We start from the raw sequence: 16,531 nt of genomic DNA on the forward strand, positions 1-16,531 counted from the left end.
ATCCTCATTTGATGTCGATCTTTTCGCCGAGTTGCGGGTGGTCGGTGACGTGCGGGTTCGCGTATGGGTCGAGGTTCGGGTTGCCGAACGCATCCGCGAGTGCCGCGGCAGCGGCGGCCTTCGCGGCGTCGAAGCCTTCCTTGCCGCCATCACCGTTGTCGCCCAAACCGATGTCGACATACCGTGTTTCGATCCCACGTTCGACATAGGCTGTCGCGTTCGAGCCGTTGATGACGCCGACGATGTTCTCGAACGCTGTCGAGTTCCGATCGTCCCAGTAATCGCCGTGCCCGTCGCTTCCGAAGACGAGGTCGTTGCGGTGGTCCTTGGACTCGTCGCTGTAATAGCCGGTATCCAGGCGGGTCACGCCGGGTACTTCATCAGGATCGCCACCGAGAACGTCCGAAGCGTGCGGATTGCCGGGAAGATGAATCCCGCCGGGAGTGGTCAGCCCACCATCCGGATAGGACTGCACGACACCGATCAGATCGCCGGGCGCGGTCATCGAGTAGCGCTGAACATTCGGGTTCGGATTGTTCCAACCACCTTCGAACACACCGGTTCCCGCCGATGACGCATGGAGCACGCGGTCGGCGCGTAGGCCCAACTGTTCGGCCGATCCGACGATCGAGCCGCCATAGGAGTGGCCCACATAGGAAACCGGTGTTCCCGGTGCGGACGTTGCGACCTCTCTGTCGATTTCGCGACCGAAGTCGACCAGTCGGGGTGCCATATCCGCCGCGAATCGCGGACTCGGCGCACCGTCGGACAGACTTGTCAGACTCTGTGGGAAGTCACCTTCCATATAGAGGAATACCGGGCTCCCGGATTTGTCTGCGAGGTTCCAGGCGGCTACATGATTGGAACCGGAACCGTTCAGGTTCGTGCTGGTGCCGGGCACGTAGACACCGACACCAGGCGCACCCGACTTCATATCGCCGATCATCTCGATCATCCGACCGTTGCCCTCGGTGCTGAACATCACGAATTTGCGGTCGACCATGCCCAGCTGCGGTGTCGCGTCTTTGCCGGTCGCGGTGGCCGTATCCGTGTGAGCGTCCGCGACTTCCGGATTCGGGATGGGCGCCAGCATCGCTTCCAGTTGCTTGACCCGGGATTCGTCCCGATTCGGCTTGGCCTTCTCCTGGGTCAGCGCATTCCGGACGTTGATCTCGTTGGCCTCGATCCGCATCACGAACGGCACCCCGTTCAGGTTGCCCAGTTTCTCCGGAGCCGCGATCACCAGCTGACGTTGCGCTTCGGGACTCAACCCGGCCAGGAACGTCGCCCGATCATCCGGCGACATCGAGGCCAACTGAATGGCCACGGCGTCCGGATCCTGGACCGAACCGTCCGCGAGGGTGACGTCGGGTTGACCGTCGCGTATCGCGCCGAGGTCGCCCACCGACTCGCGCAGCCGCGCACCGAACAGATTGTCGAGGCGTTCGATCTCATCCAGCCCGCTCAACAGATTGAGCTGGAAAACCCCTGCGTCGCCTTCCTTTTCGGGATCGGGATGAGTCACCCGTCCGTCGGAAGCCACCGCGAAACCCTGCGCCGTCGCGAGGTTCTTCTGTTCCAGCACATAGGTTGTGGAGTGCTTCAAGCCCTGGTAGGCGTCATCGGCATCGTCAGCCACCCGCAGCAGTACGGTGCGCACCTCGTACCCGTGATCGACTTCCTCATCGATCCGCCGCGAGGCCGCGTCCTTGGTCTGTCCGTGCCAGCTGCCCGCCGCGGAGATCGCACGCGAGCAGTCGTCGACCGAGGTCGAGAGCACGTCGGCGTTGGCGCGGGCGGCTTCGGCGGCGCGGTGCAGGCCCTCGAGATTCCAGGTGTCGAGTTGGGGGATCGTGGGGCGCATCAGCGGGTACCGAGTTTCCCGATCTCGCCCGCGGTCTCGGCGTCGCGAGCCTGGATGTCGGCCGAGAACTTGTCGACGAGGTCGGCCAGCGTCGTGTAGCGGGTCGCGATCGAGTCCATCGCCTGCGATGCCGGGTCGGGCAGTCCGCGCACGGCGGCGAGCACATCGCTGCCGTCACCGGTCGCCTCGCCCGAAGTCGCCCAGTTCAGCGCGTCGACCTCGGCTGCCTCCCGGCGCCAGGCCGTCGCCATGGTCTTCAACTGATCGGGCTCGACGCCCAGGGTTCCACTCACGATGTCCCCTCCTTCGTCACCGAAGGACTACGCGTCCGGGTGGACCGGTCCCTTCGTGAAGGTTGGACGGAGCACGCGTAGTGAAGGTTCCATTATGTGATGTGAGTCACACCGAAGCGGTCTCGGCGGCGGCCCGGATGTGCACGCATTCGCGGCAGGTACCGAAGATCTCGAGAGTGTGGCTCACCTCGGTGAAGCCGTGATCGCTCGCGATCGCTTCCGCCCATGCTTCGACCGTCGGGCCCTCGACCTCGACGGTGCGCCCGCATCGGCGGCAGACCAGGTGGTGATGGTGGCCGCTCGAGCACTGGCGATAGACGGATTCGCCGGTGTCGGTGCGCAGCACGTCGACCATGCTCGCGTCGGCGAGCGACTGCAGGGTGCGGTAGACGGTGGTCAGGCCGATGTTCTCGCCGCGTTTGCGGAGCTCGTCGTGCAGTTCCTGGGCCGAACGGAACTCGTCGATATCGCTGAGCAGGGCCGAGATGGCGCTGCGCTGACGGGTGCTGCGAACACCGACCTGCTTCGCGGAGATGTTGTCTGCCAACGGTTTACCCTTCTTCGGCATGGGCGACGGCATCGACCACGATATGGGCCAGATGGTCGTCGACGAGTTCGTAGAGCACCTCGCGGCCCGAGCGTTCGCCGTGCACGACGCCCGCCGATTTGAGAATGCGCAGATGCTGGCTGACCAGCGGCTGGGTGACACCGAGGGCGTCGACCAGCTCGTGCACGCAGCGCGGCGACTCACGCAGTTGCAGCACGATGGCGATGCGGACCGGCGCGGCCAGTGCCCGCAGCAGCTCGCCCGCGTCCTCGAGTACCGTGCGCGACGGCACGGCGGCGGGGGCGGGGGAGTGGTACGGGTTGTGCGGGTGCGCGGGCGCGGCCTCGGTGGTCATGAACCAACTCCTTAATGGAAACAGATTCCATTTTGATATGCATAATTGCGCATGTCAAATGACGCGCCGCGCGGACACCTCGGCTGCTGCAAACCCACTGGACGCGTCCCGATACGCTGGACCCACTTACGTACGGTAGGCCGGATCGAACACCGGTACGGCATGCCGAACAATTCCGACTCGCAGTGGATGGAGAAATCTCGCGTGGCACCCAAGTCGAAGGTGGACACCGTTGCCAACCTCGCCAAGCGCCGGGGTCTGGTCTACCCGTGCGGTGAGATCTACGGAGGCACCAAGTCGGCGTGGGACTACGGTCCACTCGGCGTGGAACTGAAGGACAACATCAAGCGGCAGTGGTGGCGGACCATGGTCACCAGCCGCGACGACGTCGTCGGCCTCGATTCCTCGGTGATTCTGCCGCGTCAGGTCTGGGAGGCCTCGGGCCACGTGGCCACCTTCTCCGATCCGCTGGTCGAGTCGCTGCACACGCACAAGCGTTACCGCGCCGACCATCTCATCGAGGCCTACGAGGCCAAGCACGGCCACCCGCCCGCCAACGGCCTGGCCGACATCAACGATCCCGACACCGGCCAGCCCGGCAAGTGGACCGAGCCGCGCAACTTCTCCGGCCTGCTCAAGACCTACCTCGGCCCGGTGGACGACGAAGAGGGCATGCACTACCTGCGACCCGAGACCGCGCAGGGCATCTTCGTCAACTTCAAGAACGTGCAGGAGACCGCGCGCAAGAAGCCGCCGTTCGGCATCGCCCAGATCGGCAAGAGCTTCCGCAACGAGATCACGCCGGGCAACTTCATCTTCCGCACGCGCGAGTTCGAGCAGATGGAGATGGAGTTCTTCGTCAAGCCCGGCGAAGACGTCGAGTGGCACAAGTACTGGATCGACACCCGGCTGGCGTGGTACACCGATCTCGGTATCGACCCGGATAACCTGCGCCTGTTCGAGCACCCGAAGGAAAAGCTGTCGCACTACTCGGCGGGCACCACCGACATCGAGTACCGCTTCCGCTTCCAGGGCGGCGAATGGGGCGAGCTCGAGGGCATCGCCAACCGGACCGACTACGACCTCAAGACGCACTCGGAACACTCGAATGTCGACCTGAGCTACCGCGACCAGGCCACCGGTGACCGCTACACGCCGTACGTCATCGAGCCGGCCGCCGGTCTGACCCGTTCGCTGATGGCGTTCCTGGTCGACGCCTACACCGTCGACCAGGTGCCGACCGCGAAGGGCACCACCGAGGAGCGCATCAGCCTGCGTCTCGATCCGCGCCTCGCGCCGGTCAAGGCCGCGGTGCTGCCGCTCTCGCGCAACGCCGACCTGACCCCCAAGGCCAAGGACCTCGCCGCCCAGCTGCGCCGCAACTGGAACGTCGACTTCGACGACGCGGGTGCCATCGGCCGCCGCTACCGTCGTCAGGACGAGATCGGCACGCCGTTCTGCATCACGGTCGACTTCGACACCATCGACGACCAGGCAGTGACGATCCGCGAGCGCGACTCGATGGCCCAGGAGCGCATCGCCCTGGACAAGGTCGAGGCCTACCTCGCAGCCCGCCTCATCGGCGCCTGATTCGCCAGCCGTAAGGACCCGCACCGGATGTTCGGTGCGGGTCCTTACGCGTCCGCGCCCTGGACGGTTGATCGTGATGATCTCGAGCGAGCTGCGTTGATCACACTGTGTAGCTGACGGTTTGCGTTGGGGAGTCGTGTGCCTCACGATTTCCGGTGTGCTGTGGGAACCGGAAGACGTGGTGCGGGTGCTCGATCCGTCGGAGCAGCGATTCGTGCGGCATGCGACCTACACGGGGCGGTCGGTCACCGTGCTCGGCGAACTCGAGGCGGCCGCGCTCGGGGCGGCGTTCGCTGCCTTGCAGCAGGCGTATCCGATCCTGGTGTGCCGGATCGTCGAGGACGCCGACGAGAACGGAATCCTGTTGCGGCCCGGGCACATCGAGGCTGTCGGTGCGTGGGTGAGTTTCGGCGAGCCCGACGAGGTCAGGATCCCGACCGAGCCGATGGATCCCGGTGCTCAGCTGGCGTATCTGGATGTGGTTCTGGCAGAAGAGGATCGGGCCCGGGTCACGTTGTTCGTCCATCACGGTGTCGCCGATGCGGCGCATTGCGTCGAACTGTTCGCGCGGTTGTGGAGCTACTACACCGGCTATGTCGAGACCGGCGCGATCACCGTCGACGCCCACGAATACCCGGTGTCGCTGGAATCGCTGCTGGCGCACCGGGGCATCGAGCGCGGCCCACGATCGGGACTCGAGCTGGTGACGCGTCCGCTGGTGGTGGCCGATGCGGTGGGTGTCGTCGAACCGTCCCCGCCGTCGAGTCCGGCGCTGGCCAGACCCGCCCGCGTGCACCTCGATCCGGCCGAGACCGCGCGGGTGCTCGAGCTGGCGCGGGCTCAGGCGGTGAGTGTCAACGGGCTGGTCACGGCGGCGGCGGTGCGTGCGTTCGCCGCGGTGTACGGGGTGGCGTGGGTGGGATGTGTGTACCCGGTCGATCTGCGCAGGCGGCTCGACCCGCCGGTCGCCGCGGCCGGGGGAACCAACCTGTCGGGGCTGGCTGGCTTTGCCACCGGGTCGGCGGATACCGACGACCTCGTCGGACTGGCTCGGCGCATCGGCACGAGTCTGCACGACGATCTCGGCGCTGGTGTGATCGAACAGTCGGTGCTGCACTTTCCGGACTTCTTCGGCCCCGGCCGAATCCGTTCCACCGCAGGCCATATCGCCCTCACCAATACCGGAACGGTGCCCACCTTCCACGCCCCCGCCGGGCTGATCCTCGACGACTACGAGATCGTCTACCTCTCCGCACACCCCCGCCCGTCGACGGGGGCGTCCGCGGCCGTCACATTCCTCGTCTACACCTACCTCGGTCGACTGACCATCGGGCGGTTGGGCGGCGGCGCGCTCGCCGCCGAACTTCTGGATGCCATGGCATCGGAGCTGTCCTGGCCACCCGCCAGTCAGGAAGCCGCGACCGCCTGAGTTCGGCGGACCTGATTCGATCTGCGTCCGCAGCCGCCGGTGACGCGGCTCTCGCTCGCCGAGGGCCGGCGCGGCATCATCGCGGAGCGAGCGGCTCCTGCAGCTCGGTGACCCAGCTATCGGGGTCAGGTGTCCATTCCAGGGTGACCTCGCGACAGGGTGCGGAGGTGCGGTACCCGTTGTCCTCGACCCAGCGGCCGAAGGCCTGCCACGCCGCGCCGATTCCGCTCACATTCCCGCGATGGATCGTGCTCGCCACCTGTTCGAGCGCGGGCAGGTCGACGATCGTGAAGTCCGGCGCCGCATCGGGTTCCACAGTCACCGGCATGCACGCGTGCACGCCGACCGTGCCGTCGTCTCGCGGATCGTAATAGGCGATCGCGGGCCCCGCGATCGCGATCCCGGCTTCCGCCAGCCTGCCCGCCAGTTCGTCGAAGAGCGGCCCGATCACCGGGCCGATCGCCTCGGGTCCGAATCCCGATGCGCAGCTGGATGATTCGGCCACTCGCACCGCGGGCACCGACTTGATCACTACATCCTGATCGGGCATGACGCCCTCCTTCTCGATGATTCGGAGTCTCGATTCGATTTCGGTCAATCGCGAGCGGTCCGCCGCGATCCGCTGTTCCAACTCGGCTCGGCGCAAGGTGAGCATGCCGCGCAGTTCTGCCGCGTCGGGCCCCGGCTCGAGCATCCGGCCTACCTGTTCGAGAGTGAACCCGAGCTCTTTGAGCGCGACGAGCCGGTTGAGCCGAGCCAGTTGCGCCGCGGTATAGAACCGGTAGCCGGTGGCCGCGTCGACCCTGGCGGGCGGTAACAAACCCACTGCGTCGTAGTGGCGCAGCATGCGTACCGACACCTGACCGTGTCTGGCGAAATCTCCGATGCTGAACATGACGCCTTTCGGTGTACGTCCTCACACAGTGAGAGAGTCAAGTGCTCAGAATCTGCCGCCTCGGCTCACTCGTCGCGATCCCGACGAGCCGCCGTAGGATCCTGGCCGATACCCACCGCCGCCATAGCCTCCGCGCCGGGAACCGCCGCTCATCGCACCGCGGAGAAGCTCGTTCAGGAGGATTCCGCCTAGAACCGCGCCGGTCTGCGAGCCGCCGCCCGACATCGGCTGACGCGTCTCCCATGCCTGCACGCTGGCCTGTGCCTGCTGCATGGCCCGGCCGCCGAGGTCGGCCGCGGTCTGCGCGCTCACGAGTGCGCGTTCGGGGTCGCTACCCGCGAGCGCGCGGGCTTCGGCGAGGTGGCGTTGGGCTTCGGAGAGCCGGGTGCGCGCCTCCGCGTCGACGCCGCCACGCCGGGTGGTGATGAACGACGATGCCGCATCGATGCGCGCGGCCGCGTCGGTGAGGGTGCGATCGAGTCGGCGTCGTAGATCCTCCACGGCCAGTTTGCGGTCCGAGGCCGCGGCGATCGCCCGGTCCAGTTCGGCGTCGGCGGTGACCGCGTTGTGGAAAGCGCCGAGGGGGTCGGTGTCGGCGTTCGGAGCGTGGAGGGCCGCGGTTGCGGAGGTGACCGCGGCAGCCAGGTCGGCGCCGCCGAACTCGGTGAGACTCTCGGCGGAGCTCAGGTCCGCGCGTAGCTCGTCGAGAGCGGCGGGCAGACCATCTCGTGCCTGCTGAATATTCGTCGCGGCCTGGTCGACGGCGTCGAGCAGGGTCCTGGCCTGCCCGATCGCACCTTCGGCCGCGCGGATCGCCGCGACCGCACCGCCCTGCTGCCCGACGGGCCGCGTGAGTGCGGCGCGGGCGTTGTCGATGTTGGTCTGGGCGAAGGTGATTCGTTCGAGCGCCATACGCACGTTGTCGTGGATCGGCGCGATGACCGAGGGCGGGTAGGTCGAATCGAGCCGGACGAGTTCGGTTTCGGAGCCCGGCACGCGTGCGGTGAGGTCCACGATGTCGCGGGTGAGGCCGTCCAGCCGGGCGGGCGCGTCGATGAGCAGGTCGCGCATGGCGTCGAAATCGGTTACCTGCGCGTCGAGTTCGCGATCGGCCTTGCCCGCGGTGGCGAGGAGTTCGATGAGCATGGCGCGCTGCTGATCGGGGGTCTCCGGGATGGCGTCGTCGAGTTGCTGGCGCAGGGTGAAGGCCTTCACGGTGGCCGCATGGGCGGCGTCGAGCGCTGAGCGGAACGGGGTCACCGCGGTATCGCCGAATTCGCTGGTGGCCAAGGTCAATTCCTCGGCGCTCGTTCGCACGGCATCGTCGATCTCGACCAGTCGCTCGCGGGAGAGGGTATGCAAGGTCGGCAGCGACAGTTTCGCCAGCGCGGCCGAGTCGGTCGGGTCCACCTCGCGCGCGGTGGCTAGCTCGGCCCGGTCGCGGTCGCGACGACGCTTGCGCGAGAACAACATCAGACCACCGGCCACCACGACCACGGCCAGCACAAGGAGGATCAGCACACCCCACGGCACCCCACCACCACGCATCGCCGATCCGATCCTCTCGGCGGTGTCGACCGCTGCCTGCGCCCACTTCTGGTCGCGCAGAGCGGGTTCCACCGAACCCGCCAGAAGTGCGTCCAGCTCGGAGTCGCTCACGCCCTCGGGGAGGGTGCCGTGGAGCCAGTAGCCGCGGTCGTCGACGGCCACCGCGAACAGCAGGTCCCGATCGCTGAAGCCGGAGAGGGTGGCGGTGCGGTCGGCCCAGTCCTGCGGGGCCATCGACGCGAAGTCGCGCACGTAGATGACCCACAGCTTCACCTGGTGATCGCGGTACAACGTGTCGACCGCGTCGAGCACCTGGCTCTCGTCGGCCGCGCTCAGCACGCCGGCGGAGTCGACCAGCTGCGGACCCATCCGCGACGGCGGCTCCGCGACGGCTCCCGGCGCGCACAGGACGACGAGCGCGGCGATCATCGCCCCGATCATGGCCGAACTCTTCCTCGACAGCGGCATGTGTCGAATCTAACGCTCGAGACCGACACGGACACGACAGCGCGACGCGTGGCTTCTACGATCGGTGCATGGTCTCAGTCGATCGTCAGTACACCGGCCACGTCTCCGCGGGCGCGCACGCCCAGCAGCGCGATGTCCCCGGCGCCCGGATCGTGAAGATGTCCGTCGGCCCGATGGACAACAACACCTACCTGATCCAGAGCACCACCACCGGCGCCGCCGTGCTGATCGACGCCGCCAACGATGCCGAGCGCATCATCGAACTCACCACGCTCGAGACCCCCGGCCAGGTCGAACAGATCGTTACGACCCACCGCCACCCCGATCACTGGCAGGCACTGACCGAGGTAGCCAAATCCCTCGACGCCCCCACCGCCGCCCACGCCCTCGACGCCGACCACATCCCGGTCCGCCCCGACCGCCTCCTGGAAGACGGCGGCACCCTCGAAATCGGCGACCTCGCCCTGCGCATCATCCACCTGCGCGGTCACACCCCCGGCTCGATTGCCCTGGCCCTCACCGACGACGCAGGCCACACCCACCTCTTCACCGGCGATTCCCTGTTTCCGGGGGGTCTTGGGCGGACCACAAATCCCACCGACTTCGCTACCCTGTTCAGCGACGTGACCAGCAAGATCTTCGATCGTTGGCCTGATGACACCGTCGTCTACCCCGGCCACGGTGATGACACGACTCTAGGTGCTGAACGTCCCCACCTCACGGTCTGGCGTGACCGAGGCTGGTGACGTGGTCGAGTTTCGAATCGCCGCGGTGGTGAGCTGAACTGGGGCCTGTAGGACCCGTCAGCGCCCGGAACGCGGCGGCGACGTGGTCGATGCGCGCGTCCTCGAGTTCCGGGCGCGGATAGGTGGTGCGCAGAATCGCCTCGCCGTCCAACATGTGGATCAGCGAGGTGGCCAGCAGCCGGGCCGCCTCGGGCGCGACGTCGGGGGTCAGCACGCTGACCGCGAGCTCCTCCAATTCATCGTAGAGCTCCCGCAGCACCGGCGCGATCCGGAGCCGGAGCTCGGGCTCGGTGCGGGCGGCGACCAGCAGTTCCAGCCAGACGGTGTTGATGTCGCTGCGAATCTGCTTGCGCATCAAGTGCATCAGCGCAGCGAGGTCGACCGGGTGCGTGATGCTCTCCGGGATGCGCAGCTCGGCGACGACGGCCAGGTGCCGACGGCTGACCTCGCCCGCCGCCGCCACCACCAGGTCCATGCGCGAGTCGAAGTGCCGGAAGACGGCCGCCTTGGAAACCCCCGCACGACTGCTGATCTCACCGAGCGAGGTGCTGTGATAGCCCACCTGCTCGATCGCCTCGATGGTGGCCTCGACCAGTTTGGCGATGGTGGCGGCGCTGCGCTCGGCCTGTGTTCGTCGCGCGTTGGTCACTTACCCTCCGGCTCGCAGGAAACGACCGGTGCGCCGGACGCCGAGCGCCTCGGCGGGTTGCCCCTCGCCGAACACATACTGACCACCGACGAACACGGCCGAAACGGCTCTGTCGTTCCTGTTGACCATACGAGCCAGGTTGCCGTACATCGCGACGGGGGACTCGGCGTACGCGTCGAGCGAGTCGTCCAGGCCCGCCGGATCGACCACGACCAGGTCGGCGCGGTCGCCCGGGCGCAGATGCCCGGCTGCCACGCCGTACCAATCCGCGAGTTCGCCGGTGAGCCGATGCACCGCCTGTTCCAGGGTCATGAACGGACTCCCGGCCTGCTCGGCGCGGTGGACGCGGCGCAGGAAACGCAGCCCGAAGTTGTAGAAGGCCATGTTCCGCAGGTGCGCGCCTGCGTCCGAGAAGCCCAGCTGCACACCGGGATCGACGCTGAGCCGGTTCAGGATCTCGGGCCGGTGATTGGAGATCGTGGTGCGCCAGCGCATCTTGGTGCCGTGCTCGACCACCAGGTCAAGGAAGCCGTCGACCGGATGCACGCCGCCCCGGTCCACGCCGACCTCGCCGAAGGTCTTGCCGACGACACTTTCGTCCGGGCAGGCCACGATCTCGGCGTCGAAGAAATCCCGGTGCCAGACCCGGATGCCGAACTTGGCGTCGTAGTCCTTGCGGAAGCGGCGGCGATAGGCCTCGTCGCGCATCAGCGCGTTGCGCTCGACCTGGTCGGCCAGGTGCAGTGCGGCCGCCCCGGACCCGAACTCCTCGAAGATGACCAGGTCTATGCCGTCGGCGTAGACCTCGAAGGGCACCGGCAGATGCTGCCAGCGGAAATCACCGTTGAGCGCGTTCACCGCGCGGGCGAGGCCGCTCATCAGGTAGACGATGAGCGGGCTGGCCTTGAGGTCGGCGGCCGAGATCAGCGTGGTCTTGAGCCGTTTGCGGAACAGGCCAGCGCTGGCGAAGATCATCGCGGCCAGCCGCGGCGGATTCTTGATGTCGGGCCCGCCCTGCAGCAGTCGGCCGCGCCGGCGCAGAATCGCGTTGAGCCGCCGCCGTTCCCGCCAACCGGCATAGGTCGAGGGCAGCGTCCGAGAGCGCGCGACCTCGCCGTCGAGCTTGTCGAACAGCAGCTGCTGCGCCGACATGCCGACGAACCCGGCGTCCAGCGCCTCGGTCAGCCAGGCCTCCATCCGCGCCTGTTCGGCGCGCGTCGGCCGCACGTCCTTGCGGGTCGCGCGGTCCAGGCCCATGGCGGCGGCCCGGATATCCGAATGTCCGATCATGGCAGCCAGATTCGGCCCCAGCGGCAGGCCCTCGAGGGCTTCGGCGTATTCGCGCGCCGAGCTCCAGGACTTGACCTCCTCGACGGTGCCGATGACGTGCGGTCGCGGAATCGCCTCGACGCGGCCGAACAGATCACCAGCGTCGGTGGGCTCGACGTGCACCGTCGACAGTGAGCAGGACCCGAGCACGATGGTGGTCATGCCGTGCCGCACGGATTCGGCCAGCGCCGGCTCTTTCAGCACCTCGACGTCGTAGTGCGTGTGGATGTCCAGCATGCCGGGCAGCACCCATTTACCTTCGGCGGCAACGACATTCGGGCAACCCGTTTCGTCCAGCGGGTCCGCCGAGACCGTGACGACACGATCTTCCCGCAGGCCGAGGTGGCGAATGGCGGACGGGGAACCGGCGCCGTCGAACCAGCGGCCGCCTCTGATGATCGTGTCATAGCTCACAGATAACATTGCAACCGATCGGTCACAAAGTGTCAAGAGGTGGCAAACTCCTCGACCGCTACACCGTCGTCTACCCGGGCCACGGCGACGACACCATCCTCGGCGCCGACCGCGCGAACCTGCCCGAATGGTGTGCGCGGGGCTGGTGAATCAGCGCAGGGTTCCAGCTGACCATCGCGCGAGCGGCAGCGTCCAAGACCGATCCGGATACCGGCCCGGTGGTGCGCACCGTCCACGAATGTCAGCAGGCGGTCCTGTGGAATGGCACCGTCGGGCTGACGCCGGTCGGCCATCCGGTACCGGACGGGCTCGTGGTGGTTCCGCTCGTCGACAAACCGCCGAGCAGTCTCGTGCTGGCCTGGAACAACGACAGCCCGCTGATCCGCTCGTTCATCGATATCGCCGCGACGATCTCGTTGGCACCGGCCGGTAGTTCACCGGAACGGAATCCGGTGGTGACCGCTGACCCCGCGGCGCGTCGGACCGACCTGGCAGACTGACGAAGGTGAAATCGGGTTTCTCGCGAACGGCCGCGCCCGCCCCGGATGTCAGGCATCCGCGCGGGCTGGTGTCGACGGTCTCGGTGTGGTTCGTCCGGTTGATCGTCGGGGCGGTCCTGATGGGGGTGGTGCTGGTCGCCGGGACCGCGTTCCGGGTGTGGCAAGTCGCGCGGATCGACGACTACACCCCGGCGAACGCGATCGTGGTGCTCGGCGCGGCGCAGTATTCGGGGACGCCGTCGTCGGTTTTCGAGGCGCGGTTGTATCAGGCGTGGCGGCTCTACGAAGCCGGGGTGGCACCCACGGTGATCACCGTCGGCGGCAAGCAGGAGGGCGACCTCTACACCGAAGCCGCCTCGGGCAAACAGTATTTGGAGGACAAGGGCGTCCCGAGCGAGAACATCCTCGCGGTGGAGACCGGGTCCGACACGCTGCGCAGCATCGAGGCGGTGGCGGCGGCGATGGGGGAGCGCGACATGTCATCGGCCGTACTCGTGAGCGATCCGTGGCATTCACTGCGAACCAGGACGATGGCTCGCGACGCCGGTCTGGAAGCGTGGACCGCACCCACCCGCACCGGTCCGGCCGTCTACACGAGGGAGTCGCAGTTCCACGGCATCGCCCGCGAAACCGGCGCGCTGCTCTGGTACCAGCTCACTCATTTCTCGGCAGACTTCTCTTATGAGGCGGGACAGTGAGATGACAGAGACCTATACCCCGCACGACCAGGAACGCATGGTCCACGAGCCGGGTAAGACCGCATGGCCCGGCGCCGCGGACAAGGGTCATCGCAGTGAGTTCTCCCGCGATCGCGCCCGCGTGCTGCATTCCGCCGCGTTGCGTCGTCTCGCCGACAAGACCCAGGTCATGGGCCCGCGCGAAGGCGATACCCCGCGCACCCGCCTCACTCACTCCCTCGAAGTGGCCCAGATCGGGCGCAGCATCGCCGACGGCGTCGGCGCCGACCCCGACCTCGTCGACCTGGCAGGCCTCGCCCACGACATCGGCCACCCGCCCTACGGTCACAACGGCGAGCGCGCGCTCGACGAATTCGCCGACGCCTACGGCGGTTTCGAAGGTAATGCCCAGAACCTGCGCATCCTCACCCGCCTCGAGCCCAAGGTCCTCGACGCAGACGGCGAAAGCTTCGGGCTCAACCTGACTCGCGCGGCGCTGGACGCGACCCTCAAGTACCCGTGGGGCAGAAGCGGTTCCGGCACCAAGTTCGGCGCCTACGACGACGATCTAGAGCGCCTGGCCTGGGTGCGCAAAGACGCGCCCGACCGCAAACAGAGCCTGGAATGCCAGATCATGGACTGGTCCGACGACGTCGCCTACTCGGTGCACGACGTGGAGGACGGCGTGATCGTCGGCCGCATCGACCTGCGCGCCCTCGCCGACCCGGCCGAACAGGCCGCGCTCGCCGAACAGGGCCACGGCCAGCACCCCGACCAGTCGATCGAGGCACTCGCCGCCGCCGCGCAACGGCTCTCCGAACTCGACATCGTGGCCGACGCCGCCACCTATGACGGCAGCTTCACCAGCTCGGTGGCCCTGAAACGACTCACCAGCGAGCTGGTCGGCCGCTTCGCCACCGCCGCGATCTCGGCCACCCACGCGCGCTACGGCGAAGGCCCGCTCAGCCGCTACGAGGCCGACCTGATCGTGCCGCCGATCGTGGCCGCCGAGGTCGCCGTCCTCAAGACCGTGGCGCTGCGCTACGTGCGCTCCGACCCCGGCCACCTCGCCCGCCAGCAGACCCAGCGCGACCGCGTGCAGGCCGTCGCCGACCGCCTGCTCACCACCGCGCCCGCCCACCTCGACGATCAGCTGCTGCCCTGGTTCAACGCCGCCACCACCGAGGTCGCCCGGGTGCGGGTGGTGATCGACCAGATCGCCTCCTACACCGAGAGCCGCTTCGAACGCGTCGCCGCCTCGCTGGACTGCCGCTGAGCGGACCCGACTAGACTCGTTCACCGTGGCCGGACGAATCCCAGATCGCGATATCGCGGCGATCCGTGAACGTGTCCGGATCGAAGATGTAGTCGGTGAGTACGTGGCGCTCAAGCGCGCGGGCGCCGACTCGATCAAAGGTCTGTGCCCGTTCCACGACGAGAAATCACCCTCGTTCCATGTGCGGCCCAACCACGGGTTGTTCCACTGCTTCGGTTGCGGCGAGGGCGGCGACGTCTACAAGTTCCTGCAGCAGATGGAACACATCGGTTTCGTCGAGGCCGTCGAGCAGATGGCCGACCGCATCGGCTACCAGATCAACTACGAGGGTGGCGGCACCTCGGTGCAGCGCGATCGCGGCACCCGTTCGCGGCTGGTCGCGGCCAATGCCGCCGCGCACGAGTACTACGTGGGATTGCTGCACGAACCCGAGGCCGAGGCCGCGCGCAAGTATCTGACCGACCGCAACTTCGACAAGGCAGCGTGGCAGCAGTTCGGCTGCGGTTACGCGCCCGCGGGCTGGGACGGCCTGACAAAACACTTGCAGCGCTTGGGTTTCGAATTCAAGGAGCTGGAAGCGGCCGGGCTGTCCAAGCAGGGCAAGCGCGGTCCGATCGACCGGTTCCATCGGCGCCTGCTGTGGCCGATCCGCAACCTCGGTGGCGAGGTGATCGGGTTCGGCGCGCGCAAGCTGTTCGACGACGACACCATGCCCGGCAAGTACGTGAACACCCCGGAGACGTTGCTGTACAAGAAGTCTCAGGTGCTGTTCGGTCTCGACCACGCCAAGCGCGACATCTCCAAGGGGCATCAGGCCGTGGTCGTCGAGGGCTACACCGACGTCATGGCCATGCACCTGGCCGGCGTGAAAACGGCAGTCGCGTCCTGCGGCACCGCATTCGGCGAAGAGCACCTGCAGGTACTGCGCAGGCTGCTGATGGACGACAACTTCTGGCGCGGCGAGATCATCTACACCTTCGACGGTGACGCGGCCGGGCAGGCCGCGGCGTTGAAGGCGTTCAGCGGCGACCAGCGGCTGGCCGGGCAGACCTATATCGCTGTCGCGCCCGACGGCCAGGATCCGTGTGAGCTGCGTCAGCACTCCGGTGACAGTGCCGTCCGTGATCTGGTGGCGCGGCGAACTCCCCTGTACGAGTTCGTGATTCGCGGATTGCTCGCCGAACACAATCTCGACGATGTCGAGGGCCGGGTCGAGGCGTTGCGCCGTACGGTGCCCGTGGTGGCGCAGATCAAGGACAACGCCACCCGCAAGGGGTACGCCACCAAGCTGGCCGGTTGGGTCGGCTGGGACGACATCCAGCTGGTCGTGCGCCGGGTCGGTGAAGAGGCGAAGAAGAACCGGATGGGCGGCAACGCCACCCCGGCGTTGAAGCAGGGCGCTGCGGCGATTCCCGCGCCACGCGTCGAGGAGAGCTCCTCGGTGCGACCTGCCCCCAACGATCCGGTCCTCTACGCCCAACGCCAATCCCTCAGCGCCGCACTGCAATATCCCGGCATCGCGGGCGTGTCCTTCGACGCCATCGACGCCGCCGCCTTCACCCACCCCGCCTACGTGGCCGTACGCATCATGATCGCCCAGGCGGGCGGCACGGCAGCGGGTCTCAGCGGCGCCGAATGGGTCGCCGCCGTCGCCGACCACACCGACGACCTGATGATCCGCGCCCTGGTCTCCGAACTGGCCAACGAGCAGCTCCCGGTCCGCTCACAGAACGACACCCCCCGCTTCGTCACCGCCATCCTCGCCCGCACCCAGGAGGCCTGGGTCGGCCGCCAGATCGCCGAGCTCAAATCGAAGCTGCAGCGACTGTCCGCCAGCGAGGAACCCGACACCTACATGACGCTGTTCGGCGACCTGGTGGCGCTGGAGCAGTACCGCAAGAGCCTCGCGGCCCAGGCGATGGGCAGCGAGGGTTACGCAGCCGGGGCCTGA

15 protein-coding genes and 1 pseudogene are annotated in these 16,531 nt (G+C 67.4%); 8 read left to right on the forward strand and 8 right to left on the reverse strand.

Going from position 1 to position 16,531, the window contains the following annotated elements; translation table 11 throughout:
• Positions 1-4 precede the first annotated feature (4 nt).
• The 4 genes from ACQHI0_RS02505 to ACQHI0_RS02520 form a co-directional block, all read right to left on the reverse strand.
• Positions 5-1,864, reverse strand: coding sequence for an alpha/beta hydrolase (locus ACQHI0_RS02505; protein WP_427906315.1), 1,860 nt, complete (start codon positions 1,862-1,864; stop codon positions 5-7).
• A complete protein-coding gene (locus ACQHI0_RS02510) occupies positions 1,864-2,157 on the reverse strand; it encodes a type VII secretion target (protein ID WP_427906316.1) in 294 nt (97 codons plus the stop codon). The genes ACQHI0_RS02505 and ACQHI0_RS02510 overlap by 1 nt, the downstream gene beginning before the upstream one ends.
• 106 nt (positions 2,158-2,263) lie before the next feature.
• Positions 2,264-2,704, reverse strand: coding sequence for a Fur family transcriptional regulator (locus ACQHI0_RS02515; RefSeq protein WP_427906317.1), 441 nt, complete (start codon positions 2,702-2,704; stop codon positions 2,264-2,266).
• Positions 2,705-2,708: 4 nt separating this feature from the next.
• Complete coding sequence (locus ACQHI0_RS02520; RefSeq protein ID WP_067456316.1) at positions 2,709-3,059, reverse strand: ArsR/SmtB family transcription factor; 351 nt, start codon at positions 3,057-3,059, stop codon at positions 2,709-2,711.
• A 189-nt stretch (positions 3,060-3,248) separates the two neighbouring features.
• Between ACQHI0_RS02520 and ACQHI0_RS02525 the strand changes: the two genes are divergently transcribed.
• Positions 3,249-4,649 carry a glycine--tRNA ligase gene (locus ACQHI0_RS02525; RefSeq protein ID WP_427909058.1) on the forward strand — a complete coding sequence of 467 codons (1,401 nt, stop codon included), beginning with the start codon at positions 3,249-3,251 and terminating at the stop codon, positions 4,647-4,649.
• Between the two features lie 157 nt (positions 4,650-4,806).
• Positions 4,807-6,078, forward strand: coding sequence for a phthiocerol/phthiodiolone dimycocerosyl transferase family protein (locus ACQHI0_RS02530; protein WP_427906318.1), 1,272 nt, complete (start codon positions 4,807-4,809; stop codon positions 6,076-6,078).
• 76 nt (positions 6,079-6,154) lie between these two features.
• Here ACQHI0_RS02530 and ACQHI0_RS02535 read toward each other — a convergent pair whose 3' ends face one another.
• Both ACQHI0_RS02535 and ACQHI0_RS02540 read right to left on the reverse strand, forming a co-directional pair.
• Positions 6,155-6,973: a MerR family transcriptional regulator gene (locus tag ACQHI0_RS02535; protein WP_427906319.1), complete on the reverse strand. Its 819-nt coding sequence runs from the start codon at positions 6,971-6,973 to the stop codon at positions 6,155-6,157.
• Between the two features lie 45 nt (positions 6,974-7,018).
• The gene (locus ACQHI0_RS02540) at positions 7,019-8,989 is read right to left on the reverse strand and encodes a TPM domain-containing protein (RefSeq protein ID WP_427906320.1); all 1,971 of its coding nucleotides are present in this window, start codon (positions 8,987-8,989) and stop codon (positions 7,019-7,021) included.
• 68 nt (positions 8,990-9,057) lie between these two features.
• On the opposite strand from ACQHI0_RS02540, the gene ACQHI0_RS02545 reads away from it, so the two are divergent.
• Complete coding sequence (locus ACQHI0_RS02545; RefSeq protein ID WP_427906321.1) at positions 9,058-9,735, forward strand: MBL fold metallo-hydrolase; 678 nt, start codon at positions 9,058-9,060, stop codon at positions 9,733-9,735.
• Here ACQHI0_RS02545 and ACQHI0_RS02550 read toward each other — a convergent pair.
• Both ACQHI0_RS02550 and ACQHI0_RS02555 read right to left on the reverse strand, forming a co-directional pair.
• The gene (locus ACQHI0_RS02550; protein WP_427906322.1) at positions 9,707-10,384 is read right to left on the reverse strand and encodes a TetR/AcrR family transcriptional regulator; all 678 of its coding nucleotides are present in this window, start codon (positions 10,382-10,384) and stop codon (positions 9,707-9,709) included. The two genes, ACQHI0_RS02545 and ACQHI0_RS02550, sit on opposite strands and share 29 nt — an antisense overlap.
• Positions 10,385-12,127, reverse strand: coding sequence for an N-acyl-D-amino-acid deacylase family protein (locus tag ACQHI0_RS02555; RefSeq protein WP_427906323.1), 1,743 nt, complete (start codon positions 12,125-12,127; stop codon positions 10,385-10,387).
• Between the two features lie 44 nt (positions 12,128-12,171).
• On the opposite strand from ACQHI0_RS02555, the pseudogene ACQHI0_RS02560 reads away from it, so the two are divergent.
• The 5 genes and pseudogenes from ACQHI0_RS02560 to dnaG all read left to right on the forward strand — a co-directional run.
• Positions 12,172-12,276, forward strand: a pseudogene (locus tag ACQHI0_RS02560) (MBL fold metallo-hydrolase); the annotation flags it as partial.
• A gap of 72 nt (positions 12,277-12,348) precedes the next feature.
• On the forward strand, positions 12,349-12,627 hold the full coding sequence (locus ACQHI0_RS02565) for a hypothetical protein (RefSeq protein WP_427906324.1): 279 nt from the start codon (positions 12,349-12,351) through the stop codon (positions 12,625-12,627).
• A gap of 119 nt (positions 12,628-12,746) precedes the next feature.
• Complete coding sequence (locus ACQHI0_RS02570; RefSeq protein WP_427909059.1) at positions 12,747-13,325, forward strand: YdcF family protein; 579 nt, start codon at positions 12,747-12,749, stop codon at positions 13,323-13,325.
• Between the two features lies 1 nt (position 13,326).
• The gene (locus ACQHI0_RS02575; RefSeq protein ID WP_427906325.1) at positions 13,327-14,580 is read left to right on the forward strand and encodes a deoxyguanosinetriphosphate triphosphohydrolase; all 1,254 of its coding nucleotides are present in this window, start codon (positions 13,327-13,329) and stop codon (positions 14,578-14,580) included.
• A gap of 25 nt (positions 14,581-14,605) precedes the next feature.
• Positions 14,606-16,531, forward strand: coding sequence for a DNA primase (gene dnaG / locus ACQHI0_RS02580; RefSeq protein ID WP_427906326.1), 1,926 nt, complete (start codon positions 14,606-14,608; stop codon positions 16,529-16,531).

This window comes from Nocardia sp. FBN12 (assembly GCF_050320175.1).
GTDB lineage: Bacteria > Actinomycetota > Actinomycetes > Mycobacteriales > Mycobacteriaceae > Nocardia.